The 15,376-nt window shown below is 58.6% G+C and carries 14 protein-coding genes; 9 read left to right on the forward strand and 5 right to left on the reverse strand.

Features of this window, described 5'->3' with window-relative positions:
• Nucleotides 1-90 precede the first annotated feature (90 nt).
• From LCM31_RS15960 to LCM31_RS15975, 4 genes are all read right to left on the reverse strand, one after another.
• Nucleotides 91-2,151: an ATP-binding protein gene (locus LCM31_RS15960; RefSeq protein ID WP_224871706.1), complete on the reverse strand. Its 2,061-nt coding sequence runs from the start codon at nucleotides 2,149-2,151 to the stop codon at nucleotides 91-93.
• A 27-nt stretch (nucleotides 2,152-2,178) separates the two neighbouring features.
• Nucleotides 2,179-2,871, reverse strand: coding sequence for a proteobacterial dedicated sortase system response regulator (gene pdsR, locus LCM31_RS15965; RefSeq protein ID WP_224871708.1), 693 nt, complete (start codon nucleotides 2,869-2,871; stop codon nucleotides 2,179-2,181).
• A 317-nt stretch (nucleotides 2,872-3,188) separates the two neighbouring features.
• Entirely contained in the window at nucleotides 3,189-3,899 is a 711-nt protein-coding gene (locus tag LCM31_RS15970; RefSeq protein WP_224871710.1) for an OmpA family protein, read from the reverse strand.
• Between the two features lie 195 nt (nucleotides 3,900-4,094).
• Entirely contained in the window at nucleotides 4,095-4,235 is a 141-nt protein-coding gene (locus LCM31_RS15975) for a hypothetical protein (protein ID WP_157520416.1), read from the reverse strand.
• 195 nt (nucleotides 4,236-4,430) lie between these two features.
• Between LCM31_RS15975 and murJ the strand changes: the two genes are divergently transcribed.
• The 6 genes from murJ to ispH all read left to right on the forward strand — a co-directional run bounded on the left by murJ (nucleotide 4,431) and on the right by ispH (nucleotide 12,430).
• On the forward strand, nucleotides 4,431-6,077 hold the full coding sequence (gene murJ / locus LCM31_RS15980) for a murein biosynthesis integral membrane protein MurJ (RefSeq protein ID WP_404804599.1): 1,647 nt from the start codon (nucleotides 4,431-4,433) through the stop codon (nucleotides 6,075-6,077).
• Nucleotides 6,078-6,181: 104 nt separating this feature from the next.
• Nucleotides 6,182-7,159, forward strand: coding sequence for a bifunctional riboflavin kinase/FAD synthetase (gene ribF, locus LCM31_RS15985; protein WP_224871712.1), 978 nt, complete (start codon nucleotides 6,182-6,184; stop codon nucleotides 7,157-7,159).
• Between the two features lie 430 nt (nucleotides 7,160-7,589).
• The gene (ileS, locus tag LCM31_RS15990) at nucleotides 7,590-10,394 is read left to right on the forward strand and encodes an isoleucine--tRNA ligase (protein WP_224871714.1); all 2,805 of its coding nucleotides are present in this window, start codon (nucleotides 7,590-7,592) and stop codon (nucleotides 10,392-10,394) included.
• 46 nt (nucleotides 10,395-10,440) lie between these two features.
• Nucleotides 10,441-10,986: a signal peptidase II gene (gene lspA, locus LCM31_RS15995; RefSeq protein WP_224871716.1), complete on the forward strand. Its 546-nt coding sequence runs from the start codon at nucleotides 10,441-10,443 to the stop codon at nucleotides 10,984-10,986.
• Between the two features lie 33 nt (nucleotides 10,987-11,019).
• On the forward strand, nucleotides 11,020-11,460 hold the full coding sequence (locus LCM31_RS16000) for an FKBP-type peptidyl-prolyl cis-trans isomerase (protein ID WP_010132142.1): 441 nt from the start codon (nucleotides 11,020-11,022) through the stop codon (nucleotides 11,458-11,460).
• A 34-nt stretch (nucleotides 11,461-11,494) separates the two neighbouring features.
• Nucleotides 11,495-12,430 (forward strand): 4-hydroxy-3-methylbut-2-enyl diphosphate reductase, encoded by a 936-nt coding sequence (gene ispH / locus LCM31_RS16005; protein ID WP_224871718.1) that lies wholly within the window; start codon nucleotides 11,495-11,497, stop codon nucleotides 12,428-12,430.
• Nucleotides 12,431-12,443: 13 nt separating this feature from the next.
• Here ispH and LCM31_RS16010 read toward each other — a convergent pair whose 3' ends face one another.
• Nucleotides 12,444-12,959, reverse strand: coding sequence for a GspH/FimT family pseudopilin (locus LCM31_RS16010; RefSeq protein WP_224871720.1), 516 nt, complete (start codon nucleotides 12,957-12,959; stop codon nucleotides 12,444-12,446).
• A gap of 310 nt (nucleotides 12,960-13,269) precedes the next feature.
• Here LCM31_RS16010 and LCM31_RS16015 point away from each other — a divergent pair, with 310 nt between their 5' ends.
• The 3 genes from LCM31_RS16015 to LCM31_RS16025 are packed head-to-tail and all read left to right on the forward strand — an operon-like array spanning nucleotide 13,270 to nucleotide 15,376.
• Nucleotides 13,270-13,821, forward strand: coding sequence for a GspH/FimT family pseudopilin (locus tag LCM31_RS16015; RefSeq protein WP_224871722.1), 552 nt, complete (start codon nucleotides 13,270-13,272; stop codon nucleotides 13,819-13,821).
• 30 nt (nucleotides 13,822-13,851) lie between these two features.
• Complete coding sequence (gene pilV / locus LCM31_RS16020; RefSeq protein ID WP_224871724.1) at nucleotides 13,852-14,277, forward strand: type IV pilus modification protein PilV; 426 nt, start codon at nucleotides 13,852-13,854, stop codon at nucleotides 14,275-14,277.
• A 25-nt stretch (nucleotides 14,278-14,302) separates the two neighbouring features.
• Nucleotides 14,303-15,376 (forward strand): PilW family protein, encoded by a 1,074-nt coding sequence (locus tag LCM31_RS16025; RefSeq protein WP_224871726.1) that lies wholly within the window; start codon nucleotides 14,303-14,305, stop codon nucleotides 15,374-15,376.

Consider the following 15,376-nt stretch of genomic DNA (forward strand, 5'->3'; position numbering starts at 1 on the left):
ATCCCCAGCGTTGGTTGTTTGTCAACCGCCTTGGCGGCTTGTTTGTGACCACTGGGGATAGCTTCGCCAAGGTGGCGTGCGCGGCGCCGTTCAGCGGGGTAGGGTCAGGGTGAAAACCACTCCGCTGTTATCGTCGCGATTGGCCGCCTGCAGCTCCCCGTGATGGAAGTCGGCAATCAATCGTGCGATATGCAGCCCCAGCCCCAGATGGCCGGCTTTGCCGCCGTCATCCCTCACCGATACCAGCGAGTCAAATAGCTTCTGTTCAAAGCCTTCCGGCAAGAGTGACCCCGTATTGCCGACGCTCACTCGGTAGGCTTCATCATCGGCCTCCAGTTTAAGCTGAATTGTGGTGCCCTCCGGGGCAAAGCTGGCGGCGTTATCCACAAGCTTGTCCAGTAGCTGGGCGAGTAACTCCGGCGCTCCGTAGTAATCCAGAGGCCCATCGGGGCTGGCCAAAGCAAGCTGGTGCTTGGGGTGGGCGTCGGCATAGCTTTGGGTGAGTAGCTGCAGCAGGTCGCACAGGTCGAATTCCTCGCGCTCCGCCTGACTGATACTGGCTTCCAGTTGGTTGGCGGCGGAAAGCGCGTTGAGAATGGACGACAGGCGCGCACCACCCTCGGCGGCGCGCTCAGCATAGCGTCGACTGTCCGTATCCAGCTCCCCCGCCGCCAGGTTGTCCAGCGATGAGCGAACCACAGCAAGGGGGGTACGCAGCTCGTGGGACAGTTTACTGGCGAGGCTGCGCAAATATTGGTGGTAGTGGTCCAGTTCCGCGAGCAGGCTGGCAAAGGCGCGGTTTAGTGCCCCCAGCTCATCGTTCAGATAAGCCTTGGGGAATTCGCCGCGCAGGCGGCCGCTGCTATCCACCGCGGTTTGCGCGGCCCGATGCAGCTTGCGAATGCGCCAGGACAGCCAGCTGGCGTAACCCAGCAGCAGTAGCAGCACCAGTCCCGCCGCGGCGGCGGAGGTCAGCCAGAGTCGTCGCGCGGCAGACTCGGTAAGCGACTGCAGCGCGTTAGAGGACTGGGTGGTAATGACCCGGCCGAGTAGCGGTCGCTCGACGATATTGTCGGCACGGGTTACCACTGGCACGCTCACCGCTGCGATCCGCTCTTCGGAAGCGCCGTTTGCGCGCGCCGCCGGTAAATTGAACCACTGGCTGGCGGTTTCACGGTTTAGTGTGAGGGTTTCAGGCAGTGCATCTTCCGGCAGTGGTGGTAGCTTGTCGGTGGCGAGAACCTGGCGGTTGATCCAGTCCTGTAGCCAGTTGTGTCTGGTAGCGTTGGTGTATTGCTTGCTTTCCTGATGCCAGTCGCGTCCGGTACGGGCCAGGACAAAGCCTTCCTGATCGACAACCGTGAGCTGCAGCTCTGGGCGGGCAAAGTGCTCCAGCTCTCTTTGCAGCGCGGGCAGCGGTTCTACCAGTATGCCGGGCCGGCCATCGGCGGGCAGGGTGCTGGCCTGGCGCGCGGGTGTGCCGCCGTCGCTGCGCTGGCGGTCGAGCACGCGCAGTGCAAGCTCGCCGCCGGTGAGCGCAAACGGCAGCGCCAGTTCAAGTTGGTAGCCTTGCGGAGAGGAGGTCCAGCGTCCGCGGATGCGTAGCTCACGCTCGTATTCGCCCCGCCGTGGGTTGTACCACATGGCTTGCACTGGCCCCTGGCTCGCCACGGGCAAGGTGTAGAGCTTGCGGGCGGTGTGAATTTCCACGGTGTCGCCGTTGGATATACCGGGAACGCGCGGATCCTTGTAGCTGGGGCTGGTGTCCCGGGCGGTCAGCATCAGGTAAACCTGACTGCCGCGTTTACCCAGTATGACTTGGGCGACGGGGTCGCCCTGGGAGTCGGTCAGTACTCTCGGTTGCAGGTCGCGCCCACGCCATTCCGCTCCGTAGCCATCCAGTTGTGGCGTCGTCTCCAGAGGGTGCAGGTATAGCTGGGCTCCCGGTGGGCGGCCGCTGCGTCTGGGATCTGGTGCCACCAGTTCCGGTGCGCTGGCAAGGCGCGCGGCGATGGCGTTACCTGTCGCCTCCAGCGTTTGCATTTGCCCCTGGCTCAGCGCCTGGTCGACCTGGCGTAAATACTGGCAGCCCGCCCAGGGAAGGGTGAGTGTGCAAAGGCTTAGCAGGACCAGTTGGCGGCGTAAATTCATTAAGGTGCTTTATCAGAAGTGTTTTTTTTAGATCTGCCAGCGATAGCCCATGCCGTAGGCGGTGCCTATGGCGTCGAACTGGGCGTCAATCGCCTGGAATTTACGCCGGATGCGCTTTACGTGGGAGGTGATGGTGTTGTCGTCGAGCACCACGCGCGCGGCCTCCATTAACTGGCTGCGGGATTTGACGTGGCCCGGGCGCTTGGCCAGCGCGTGCACAATCCAGAACTCGGTCACTGTAAGATCCACCGGTTCGCCTTGCCAGTGGCAGTGCAGGCGGGATACGTCCAGCTTCAGGTCGCCCTGGGTGATGGTATCGTCATCGCCGGCGTTCGATTGCATGACGCTGACCCGCCGCAGCAGGGCGCTGATCCGGGCCTGCATGTGAGGCAGTGAGATATCTTTGGTCAGGTAGTCGTCCGCGCCCAGCCGCAGGCCCGAGATGATATCCAGCTCGGAATCCCGCGCGGTGAGGAACAGGATGGGCAGTGTTGGCGCCATGGCGCGCAGCTCGCGACACAGTTCGAAGCCCCCCTCGATTTCAGCTCCCAGCCCCACATCGATCACCGCCAAATCAGGCAGTCTCTGCTGAAAAGCCGCCAGTGCGTCCGGTCGGGTGTGATAGAGGTTCACCTGGTAGCCGCTGCGGCGCAGGGCGTCGCGGTAGTTTTCGGCGATGGCGATTTCATCTTCGACGATGGCGATGGTGGGACTGGTCATAGGTTTCCGACGCTGTGACGAATTATTAGATTTGGTTCAGCGGAAAATCATGCCCGATTAGCGGTGCTCGAGGCAAAGGTATCTGGAGGATGAACCTGCTTGGGCGGCAATTTAGGCGGCAACTCAGGCGGCAACTCAGGCGGCAACTCAGGCGGCAAAAAGGCGCGCGGCTACAGGCGCGCCGCGCGCAAAATACCACTTACAGGGTTGAGCTTTGAGAGGCGTTGAGCGGCGGCCGTGGAGCAGGGCTCGAGGAGCCCGACCGCCGCTTTTGTGGGGCGGAGGCCGGTCTAGTTACAGTGTTGTGGCGTGCTGGCTCAGAAGGAGCCTGCGACCGCTTCCGGCATGCCGAAGTGAATATCGACGCGGCGCTCGAGTGCGTAGGCGTCGTGGTCGCCTTTACTGGCTTTGGATTGGCTGGCGCCGAGGGCGCGACGTTCAATGCGCTCCGGGGCAACGCCATAGGCTTCCAGGGCGCGCTGTACGCTCAGGGCGCGTTGGTCGGACAGCACGTTGTTGTAACCGTCGCTGCCGCGTGGGTCAGAGTGTCCTTCGAGGTATACCTGCAGTTGCGGGTGGCGGTTGAGGAAGTCGGCCATGGCGGCCGCCTGGCGCTCCTGGGCTTCCTGCAGTTCATCGTCACCGGTGGTGAACAGCATCTGGAATTCGAGGCTGTCCAGTGCCAGCTCGCGGGCGTCGTTGGCGGACAGTCGCGCCGCATCCAGTTGTTGTGCGAGGTTGCCCAGTTCGGTGCGGCTTTCGGTGAGTTGCGTTGCGAGCATGTCTGCCTCTTCTGCTTGCTTGATCTGTTCGCCCAGCCAGGCTCCGCCCAGTGCCCCAGCGATAAAGCCGATGGGGCCTCCTACGGCGGCTCCCGCAACTGCGGCGCCGGTGAATACGCTGGCCTGTGCGGCCGGGGTCAGGACAGAGCCCTGTGAATCAATTTCGGTGTCAGTAGCGGCCTCAGCGGAAGCAATGGTGTTCAGAGTCAGGGTGCTCAGGGTTACTGCCATCAACAACTTTTTCATGATCGTGTTCCTTGCGATTGGATTGAAATAACTGCTCTTGGTTCCGATCGGGTGTTTCCCGCTTCGGTTGAGAGTTATTTAAATCCCGCAAGGAGGCACTGGCGTGGCGCCCATCGGGCGAATTCCGCAACAATTATGGCGAAATATGGCGGCGGCCCTTGTGACTGAGTTCAGCCTCTTGGTATGAGGGGGGTCTCAGTCTTGAGGTCGCCTGTAACGCCGGTCTCTCGGTTGCTCGATGCGCACACGCACGCGCCGAGGGCGCGGGCCCATGGCGACGGCGATATACAGCAGAACCGCCAGTATCAGTGCAATAATCAATGCGTTGATGGTCATTCCGTTACTCCTCTGTTGCCACTACTCCCTGTAGCGCGCCAACTGCATAACCTGAGTATAGTTCCCTCTTGCGCCAAGCGTAGGGCGTGCGCGGATGAAATACGGGATAAGTTCCCAAGACCAGATGGCCGAGTAGGTAGATTGCGGTAGACTTGCCGGCCATTATGTTGTGATCGTGAATCAGGAATCAGGGAAGTGGCAGGATCTTCGCCAAAACAGACCTCCAATCCGAATCCAGACTCTCCCGAGCAGGCCCCGCAGGCTTCAAAAGATAGTCCGCAACGGGGGCTGTTGCGCGGAAGTTCGGTGGTGGGGAGCGCCACTTTATTGTCGCGGGTGCTGGGCCTGGCCCGGGATATCGTCTTTGCACGCTTGACTGGTGCGAGCGATGCCGCCGATGCTTTCTTTGTGGCGTTCAAAATTCCCAACTTCTTCCGCCGGCTGTTTTCCGAGGGGGCTTTCTCCCAGGCCTTTGTGCCGGTTTTGGCAGAGTACCGCCAGAACGGCGGTATCGCTGCGGTCAGGGAGCTGAACGATCGCGTTGCAGGCGCGCTGGGCGGCACCTTGTTGCTGGTGACCTTGTTCGGGGTTCTGTGTGCGCCGCTGGTAGCGGGTATCTTCGCGTTTGGCTGGTGGTGGGGCGGCAACGAGCCCGAGAAATTCGCCATGACCACGGAAATGCTGCGCATTACCTTTCCGTATCTGATGCTGATCTCGCTGACCGGTTTTGCCGGCGCCATGTTGAACAGCTTCGACCGCTTTGCCATCCCTGCGCTCACCCCCGTATTGCTGAACCTGGTGCTGATCGGCGCGGCCACGATTGCCGCCGGCTGGTTTGAACCGCCGGTAATGGCCCTAGCCTGGGGGGTGCTGGCGGCGGGTGTGGTGCAGTTGCTGTTCCAGATCCCTTTTCTGATGCAGCAGGGGCTGATGCCGCGACCAAAATGGGATTGGAAGTACCCCGGGGTGCGCAAGATTCTGCGTTTGATGGCGCCGGCGATCTTTGGTGTGTCGGTCACCCAGATCAGCCTAGTGCTGGACACGGTGCTGGCCTCTTTCCTGCCAACCGGCTCGGTGACCTGGCTGTACTTTTCCGATCGCCTGACGGAGCTGCCACTGGGCGTATTTGGTGTGGCTGTGGCGACGGTCATTTTGCCGAACCTTTCCCGCCAGCACGCCGGCGGCGACCCACGCAAGTTCCGCCACACCATCGACTGGGCGCTGCGCAGCGTCACCCTGATTGCGCTGCCGGCAGCGGTCGCCCTGTTTGTATTGGCCGAGCCCTTGCTCACCGTTTTGTTCCAGTACGGCAACATGACCGCGCGGGACATGGAGATGGCTGCGTGGTCACTGCGCGCCTATACCTTTGGTCTGCTGTCGTTCATGCTGATCAAGGTGCTGGCTCCGGGGTATTTTGCACGCCAGGACACGGCCACACCGGTGAAGTTTGGCCTGATTGCCATCGCCTCAAAGATGCTACTGAGCCTGTTGTTCGTCATCCCACTGCATATCTACTTTAAGCTTGGTCATATGGGGCTGGCGATGGCCACCGCCGGGCAGGCGGCGATCAACGCCTGGCTGCTTTACCGTGGCCTGCGTCAGGGCGGCGTCTATGCGCCGGAGGCCGGCTGGCGCAGCTATCTTGTGCGCCTGCTATTGGCCAACCTGGCCATGGCCGCAATACTGCTGACAATCCTGCATTTCTGGGGCGAGTGGAGCCAGTGGCTGTGGTGGGAACGGGCCTGGCGTATGGGGGTACTTGTTGCCGCCGGTGGCGCTACCTATGGCTTGGTCCTGCTGGCCAGTGGTCTGCGGCCGCGTCATTTCCGGGCGACTTCCTGAATTTTCGCGGGGTGTACCACGGTTGGCGGTGCCCAGAAGCGGGTTAAATCCGGTATACTGCGCCGCTTGATTTTGCCAGGGCGGAAAAGGGTGGTTGGAGCACTGTGACCGAGCAACGGGAGCTGATACGCGGGCTGCACAATTTGCGCCCGCACCACCGCGGATGCGTGGCCACCATCGGGTCGTTTGACGGCGTGCACTTGGGGCACCAGGCCATTATCACGCAGCTACGCGCGCGGGCCGCTGAGCACCAGCTGCCCTCGGTGGCAATTATTTTCGAACCCCAGCCCCACGAGTACTTCTCCGGCGAAAGAGCCCCGGCGCGCCTGATGCGCTTCAAGGAAAAGGTGCTGGCCCTGTTCGATGCGGGTGTGGACCGGGTGTTGTGCCTGCAGTTCAACGAGCGCCTGCGCAGCTTGAGCGCCGACGCCTTTATCCAGCAGGTGCTGGTAGATGGCCTGGGGGTGCGCCACCTTGTAGTGGGCGATGACTTCCGTTTTGGCTGCGATCGCAGTGGTGATTACGCCTTGCTACAGCAGGCTGGCGCCAAATCCGGCTTTAGCGTCGAGGATACGGCCACCTTGCAGATCGGTGGTGAGCGAGTGAGCAGTACGCGCATTCGCAAGGCCCTGCAGGATGCGGACTTTGCCCTGGCTGAACAGCTGCTGGGCAAGCCTTACCGGATCACCGGGCTTGTCGCTCGCGGTCGTGCGCTCGGCCGACAGCTCGGCGCGCCGACTGCCAATGTGCGGTTGCACCGCTACCGCTCGCCCTTAGTGGGCGTATACACGGTGACGGCAAAGCGGACTAGCGGCGCACCTATGGGTGGCAGCTGCATGGAAGTGGCTGGCGTTGCCAATGTGGGTTTCCGCCCCACGGTAGAAGGCGAGGGGGCCAAGCCGCTGCTGGAAGTGCATCTGTTCGATTTCAACGGCGACCTTTACGGCCGTGAAATCGCGGTGACCTTTTGCCACAAATTGCGCGATGAAGAAAAGTTTGAGTCGCTGGACATTCTCAAACAGAAAATCGCCAACGACATTGAAAATGCAAAAGCCTGGTTTACTAACCGCAAGCCAGCTTGAGCATCACGAATTACCCCGTCGCATCTAACGAAGTATTTTGTGAGATGCGAAGGTAGGGGGCTGGGGGCGAGTTTTCAGGAGCGTCGCAAACAGGAAGTTTGCGCCGCAGCGCCCAGGGATGGGTTTACAGCGGTCCTGAAAACTCGCCCCCAGTGCCCTGCCGCCACTGAACGAGATTAAAGAACCCCGAAGCTCTTTCTTTTCTCCGGTGGCGCGGAAGCAATGGGGATCAGGTTTCAAAATCGCTGCGAGTACATCCATGTACGCTCCGGCGGTGACGTCCCTGTCACCGACGGTTTTGAAACCTGATCCCCATTACTCCCGCTTCAATTTTTAGTTTCGTGCTTCGTAAGCCCGGGAGCTTCGAGAAAGCGCGAAACGCCGATCATTTTAGTGAAAATTTCTGAGCTACAACCGAAGTAGATAGCCAATGACCGACTACAAAGCGACCCTGAATCTTCCTCAAACCGATTTCCCGATGCGTGGCAACCTGCCTAACCGGGAGCCGGAGATTCTGAAAAAATGGCAAGAAGGCAAGCTTTACGAAAAGATTCGTGAAGCCCGTGCTGGTCGTGAGCAATTTATCCTGCACGATGGCCCCCCCTATGCCAACGGCGATATTCACATCGGTCACTCGGTTAACAAAATCCTCAAGGACATCATCGTCAAGTCGAAAACCCTCAGCGGCTTCGACGCCCCTTACGTGCCTGGTTGGGACTGCCACGGTCTGCCTATCGAACACAAAGTGGAGCAGAAAGTTGGCAAGGCTGGCGTCAAGGTGGATCACAAAACGTTCCGCCAAAAATGCCGCGAGTACGCAGCCAAGCAGGTAGAGGGTCAAAAGAAAGACTTTATTCGTCTCGGCGTGTTCGGTGAGTGGGACAACCCCTACCGCACCATGGACTTCCAGTTCGAAGCGGACATCATTCGCTCCCTGGCGGGCGTGGTAAAAAATGGCCACCTTTCCCGCGGCTTCAAGCCGGTCTACTGGAGTGTGGTGGGCGGATCCGCCCTGGCCGAAGCGGAAGTCGAGTACCAGGATAAAACCTCCTTCTCCATCGACGTTTGCTACCCGGTAACCGACGAGACCGCGTTGGCCATCGCCGATGCCGCCGGCGGCCACGCCGGTGATGGGCAGCTTTCCGTAGTGATCTGGACCACCACCCCCTGGACCCTGCCTTCTTCCCAGGCCGTATCCGTAAACGGCGACCTCGAGTATGTGGTTGTGCAGGTGGGTGGCAAGCGCTTGCTACTCGCCGAGGCACTCAAAGATGACGTCTTGGCACGTGCGGGCCTGGAAGGTGAAGTGGTTGGTCGTATCCGCGGCGCCGCGCTGGAACACCTCAAGATCAAGCACCCCTTCTACGATAAAGAGTTGCCGATCATCCTCGGTGATCACGTCACCACGGATGCCGGTACCGGCTGTGTGCACACAGCACCCGACCACGGCCCGGACGACTTCAATGTGGGCAAGCGTTACGGCATCGAGACTCTGAATTATGTTGACGACAACGGTGTATTCCGTGATGCGGTGCCCGTGTTCGCCGGTGAGCATGTGTACAAAGTTGACGGTAAAATTGTCGAACTACTGAAAGAAAAAGGTGTACTGCTGTTTGAGGACAAACTGCTGCACAGCTACCCGCATTGCTGGCGTACCAAAACGCCGCTGATTTATCGCGCGACCCCGCAGTGGTTTGTCAGCATGCAGCAGAACGATTTGCTGGAGCACGCGCAAAAAGCGGCGGATGAAGTACAGTGGATCCCGGGTTGGGGCAAGGCGCGTATCGACTCCATGCTGGATGCCAGCCCGGACTGGTGTATCTCCCGCCAGCGTACCTGGGGTGTACCTATCGCGCTGTTCGTGCACAAGGAAACCCAAGAGATCCATCCGGAGACCCCGGCGCTGATGGAAAAAGTGGCGCAGAAGGTCGAAGAAGGCGGTATGGACGTCTGGTTCGAACTGGATGCCGAAGAGCTGTTGGGTGATGAAGCGAATAATTACCAGAAGGTAACCGACACTCTGGACGTATGGTTCGATTCCGGCGTAACGCATCAGGCAGTACTCGAGCGCCGTGAAGGGCTGCGCTTCCCGGCGGATCTGTATCTGGAAGGTTCAGACCAGCACCGCGGTTGGTTCCAGTCTTCCCTGAAAACCTCGATTGCCATCAACGACTGCGCCCCCTACAAGCAAGTGCTGACCCATGGTTTCACCGTGGATGCGCAGGGCCGCAAGATGTCCAAGTCCGTTGGCAACGTGGTGGCTCCTCAGGATGTGATCAATAAACTGGGCGCGGATGTATTACGTCTGTGGGTTGCGGCGACCGACTTTAGTGGCGAGATGGGGGTTTCCGACGAAATCCTGAAGCGCACCGCGGATTCTTACCGCCGCCTGCGCAACACTGCGCGCTTCTTCCTATCTAACCTGGCGGGTTTTGACCCGGCGAAAGATCTGTTGCCGGTACAAGAACTGCTGGCGCTGGACCGCTGGGCGCTGGAGCAGGCCGCGAAGCTGCAGGAAGAAATCATCGCTTCCTACGACCGCTATCAGTTCCACCAGATCTATCAGAAGTTGCATAACTTCTGTGTGGTGGAAATGGGTGGCTTCTACCTGGATATCATCAAGGATCGCCAGTACACCACTCAGGCAGACAGCGTCGCGCGCCGCTCCGCGCAGACTGCGCTGTATCACATCATGCAGGCGTTTGTGCGCTGGGTAGCGCCGATCCTGAGCTTCACCGCGGAGGAGCTGTGGAAGTTTATTCCGGGCAATACCGAGGACAGCGTCATGCTGGCGGAGTGGCACGAATTCCCCGAGTTGCCACAAGGCGCCGAAATGGGAGATGACTTCTGGGCTGCCATTGCCGATGTGAAAACTGCGGTGAACAAGGTGCTCGAAGAGCAGCGTGCGGCGGGCAATATCGGTGGCTCCCTGCAGGCCGCGGTTACTTTGTTTGCCGACCCAGCATTGCAAGCCAAGCTGGATGCACTGAAAGATGAGCTGCGCTTTGTGCTGATTTGTTCCTCCACCTCCGTGCAGCCGATTGCCGATGCGGCGGGCGCTGAAGAGACCGAACTCGCCGGCTTGCGTGTGTCTGTGCATAAGGTCGATGCGCCGAAATGCGGCCGTTGCTGGCACTATCGTGAAGATGTGGGCAGCAACAGTGAACACCCGGAATTGTGTGGGCGCTGTGTAGAAAACGTAAGTGGCAATGGTGAAGAGCGCTACTTTGCATAATGAGCGCTACTTTGTATGAGGAATGCGACTTTGCATGAGGAACGCTATGCCTAACGCTCTCAAACCCAAGTCCTCGTTTGGGCTGTTCGCGACACCCTGGCGGTGGTACCTGCTGTCGCTGGTGGTGATTGTGATTGATATCGCCACCAAGGTCTGGGCGGTGGAACGCTTTATGTATGGCCCGCCACTGCAGATTATTCCTGGCTTTTTACAGTTCACCTATGCCGAAAACTACGGTGCTGCGTTCAGCTTTCTGGCGGATGCCGGGGGGTGGCAGCGGTGGTTTTTCGGTGCGGTGGCCGTGATCTTCAGTGCCGTGGTGATCGTCTGGATCAAAAAGCTGCCGGCGGATAAACGCTGGGAGCCCATGGCGCTGGCGCTTATTCTTGGCGGTGCACTGGGTAACCTGTGGGATCGTATGCTGCTCGGTTATGTGCGTGATTTTATCTCCGTCTACTACGGGGACTGGCATTTTCCGGTATTCAACGTCGCCGATATGGCAATTTCCGTGGGCGCCGCAATGCTGCTGATCGAGCTGCTGTTTTTTAAAGAGAAAGACGAAGAATCGAACAAGAGTGGCGCGGAAGCCTAGTCGCTTAACGGACGTACCTGTTAGAGAAGTAGTATGAGTAATAACGTAATTGGCGAACACAGCCGCGTCACCTTGCACTTCGCATTGAAGCTGGATGATGGGTCGGAAATTGACTCCAATTTTGAAGGTGAGCCGGCCACGTTTATCGTCGGCGACGGTAATCTGCTGCCTGGTTTTGAAAGCGCGTTGCTTGGCCTGAAAGCCGGTGACGAGGCAGAAATCGAAGTTCCGCCGGAAGCGGGCTTCGGTCAGCGTAACCCGTCCAATATCCAAAAGGTGAAAAAGGGCCATTTTTCACCAGATATGGAGCTGGAAGAGGGCTTGGTGGTTTCGTTTGATAACGGTGATGGTGAATTGCCGGGTGTGATTCGCGCCATTGGCGAGGATGATGTGGAGGTGGATTTCAATCACCCGCTTGCCGGTCAAACCGTATTCTTCCACGTGAAAATTCTCGAAGTGGCCTCGGTCAATTAATTAGACGGCTTAAATAGGTCAAGGACACAGTAAGATGCAAATTCGTCTCGCCAATCCGCGCGGCTTCTGCGCCGGTGTTGACCGCGCTATTGATATCGTGAACCGCGCGCTGGATGTGTTTGGAGCACCCATCTATGTGCGTCATGAAGTGGTACATAACAAATTTGTTGTAGATACCCTACGTGAGCGCGGTGCGGTGTTTGTGGACGAGCTGGATGAAGTGCCGGACGACGTGATTGTAATCTTCAGCGCGCACGGCGTATCCAAAGCCGTACAGCAGGAAGCGGCCGATCGCGGTTTGAAAGTGTTTGATGCAACCTGCCCGCTGGTCACCAAGGTGCATATCGAGGTGAGTAAATTCAGCAGCGATGGCAGTGAATGTATTCTGATCGGTCACGAAGGCCATCCCGAAGTGGAAGGCACTATGGGTCAGTACGACACCAGTAATGGCGGCGCCATCTATCTGGTGGAAGATGAACAGGACGTGGCAGCGCTAGAGGTAAAGGATCCGTCCAACCTGACCTTTGTTACCCAGACCACCCTGTCCGTCGACGATACCTCCCGGGTGATCGATGCCCTGCGGGCCAAGTTCCCCAGTATTCGCGGCCCGCGCAAGGATGATATCTGCTATGCCACCCAAAACCGGCAGGATGCGGTCAAGCAGCTGGCACTGGAGTGTGACCTGGTGCTGGTAGTGGGAAGCCCGAACAGTTCCAACTCCAACCGCCTGCGTGAGCTCGCCGAGCGCTGCGGTACCGAGGCCTACCTGATTGACGGCCCGGATTGCATCGATGCGTCCTGGCTGAAGAACAAACAACGCATTGGTATCACTGCTGGCGCATCGGCACCGGAAGTACTGGTGGAGCGAGTAATCAAGAAACTGCGAGATCTGGGCGCGGACGCCCCGGATGAAGTGGCCGGTATCCCGGAAAACATCAGCTTCAGCCTGCCCAAAGAGTTGCGGGCCTGACCCGCACAGTATTCTACTCGCACTCTGCAGCAGCGACCCTGTCCACCCGGACACGGCCGCTGCGCGCGAGAATTAGTTGGTAACCCTCTCCCGGGATTGTCGGACAAATAGTGAAGGTCCCAGCCTGAAAGCCGCCACCGCTGGCGGTACCCGCATAACGGCTTTCCCCCGAGCCAATAAACGAAACATAATTCGCCAGAGGCCCATTGGCGTTGACCGTCACTCCGGTCAGCGCCGTGCCTGTGGTGATTTGCCGCTCATTAGCATCACGCTCCCCATCGAAATCCCGGTCATAAAAGACTTCCCAGCCCGCATGCCAGGTGTCGAGCCTGCGTAGCGTGGCCCGGCGGTTTGTGCTGACGGCTTTGCTGCGCGTCAGGCGAATGGCTTGTAGAAGTGCGTCGGCGGCGGCCCTGGTACGGTTGGCTTCCAGTTGCTGCTGAAAGCTGGGTATGCCAATGGCGAGTAAAACGCCGAGAATGCTGCATGTGATCAACAGCTCGATCAGTGTGAGGCCGCGCTGGTTCACAGCTCCTCCTTGAGTTGTATATATTTTCAGCGGTTGCCGTCCTGGTCGCCGCTTGCTCCCTTCAACTCGCCGTTTGTCGGCCGCTAATGCCGTAGTCGGCGTGAGCGTGATAGGGTGCGCAAAAGCTAACATCGCGCAAATTAGGCATCCAGTGCGGGCACATTGGAAATGCCTCTTAAGATAGAATCGACGCCAGTATTAGCAGTTCAACCGTACCACCTGTGGCGAATCATCAATTTGCTTGTTGGTGGGTGAAAAATGAACAGTGTTCAGCAGTAATAAAAAGCAGAATATCCGAGGCTTACACACTATGGGATCCAGACAGCAGGGCCTGACCCTGATTGAGTTAATGATAACCCTCGCCGTTTTAGGGGTGATTACTGCCATCGCCGTGCCTGGCTTCAACTCCATGATTCAGAACACCCGCTCTGCCACCCTCGGTGAAGAAATGGTCGGCGCGCTTCAGTTTGCGCGCAGTGAAGCCATCAAGCGCGGTGCGCGTGTGAGCCTGTGTGGCAGCTCCGATGGCTCCAGTTGTGATGGCGGCTGGACCGATAACTGGATCGTAGTCGTGGACACTGCGGCAACCGACGACGCAGCCTCTCCCGTTGTGGCCAATGCCGCAGCGGTGCTGCGTTTTTGGGAGGCCCCGGCGAATGGTGCCGCGGTCACTGCGACCCAGGGGGGCGGTTCCCCCACGTTTGTGCGCTTTACCCGTCAGGGAACGCTTGGTCTGTCAGGCACCGGTGAAGTAACCCTGAATACCAGTTTTAGCGGCTGCAGTAGCAACCGTGCGCGAGAAATTACTGTGGGTGCGGCGGGTATGTTGAATACCAAACGCAGTACCTCTGGTTGCTCCTAACAACGGGCCGGACCTACAAGGGGAATCTCAATGAAGAAACAACAGGGCGCTGGCCTGATCGAAGTCATGGTAACCGTACTGATTCTCGGTACCTCCCTGCTCGCACTTGCCGCACTGCAGAGCAAATCCCTGCAATACAACCACAGTGCCTACCTGCGTTCCCAGGCCAATATTCTTGCTTACGATATCCTCGATCGTGCGCGTATTAACCGTGCCAATGCCGCGAATTATTCCCTCGGGGTCGATGATGCCAAGCCTACTGGAGGCACTCTGGCGCAACAGGATATGAATGAGTGGCTCACCAATGTGGAAACTATGCTGCCGGGTGCTGATGGTGGTATTGAATGCGTAGCCGCCACTAATTTCTGCACCGTTACCATCCAGTGGGGCGAGCAAAACAGTTCCGGCGACGCCAATGAAGACGAAAGTGAATTCGTCTACACCACGCGGCTGTGAGGAGAAGTAAGCAATGTTAAGAAAAATGCACACTCAAAGAACCTTGTACGGCCAGCAGGGTATCTCCCTGGTTGAATTGATGATCTCCATCACCATCGGCCTGATTTTAATGACCGGCGTGGTGCAGCTGTTCCTGTCGAGCCGCACTACGTTTTCCACCCAGCAGGCGCTGGCCCGGGTGCAGGAAAGTGGCCGCCTGGCGATGGAGTTTCTTGCCGAAGATATTCGTATGGCCGGCTATATGGGCTGCATGAGCCGCAATCTGAATTTTACCAACACCCTGAATAACTCTGGCGACCTCGAGTACAACTTCGAGATCGGTATCGAGGGGCTGGATAATGTCGGCGCCACGCCCCCCGCGGGCTACCCGATGGATATCGTTGCGGGTACCGATGTACTGGTAGTACGCGGGGCCAATGGCAATGGTGTGGATGTGACCCGCAATAACGACAGTGCCCAGTTGTTTGCTGAAGACACTGGGGTAACGGCCAGCTGTGGTGCGGGCCTGGACAGTTTTAGTGGGCTGTGTGAAAACGATATTCTAGTGGTATCCGATTGCTCCAAGGCGCGAGTATTCCAAGTGACGAACTTGCAGGCCTCAGGTGGTGGTGCTCTAGAGGTCAACGTTGTTCACTCCGGCGCAAATGCGACGCCCGGCAATGCTGTCTCTTCCTGGGGTGGAAACAGCAACCCCGAGGAAACCTTTGGTGATGATTCCGAAATCATCAAAATGAATACCTTCCTGTATTACATCGGCGACGGTAGCAATGGGCAGCCAAGTCTGTGGCAGACAACCAATGGTGGTACCGCGTTAGAGCTATTGGAAGGCGTCGAAGATATGCAGCTCACCTATGGCCGCGATACCTCCGGTGATGGCATCCCGGACACCTATGTTGATGCCTCTGTACTCACCTCGGCGGCCGCCTGGGAAGACATTTCCAGCGTTCGTGTGCAGTTGTTAATCCAGAGTACGGAAGACAATTTGTTGCAGGAAGAGCAGCCGTATACCTTCAATGGTGTCACCAACGCCGCGCCCGGTGACCGCCGTTTGCGCCAGGTGTTTATCAATACCGTCGGCATCCGCAGTCGCTTGCCCTGA

This window comes from Microbulbifer agarilyticus, from assembly GCF_020171345.1.
Taxonomy (GTDB): domain Bacteria; phylum Pseudomonadota; class Gammaproteobacteria; order Pseudomonadales; family Cellvibrionaceae; genus Microbulbifer; species Microbulbifer agarilyticus_D.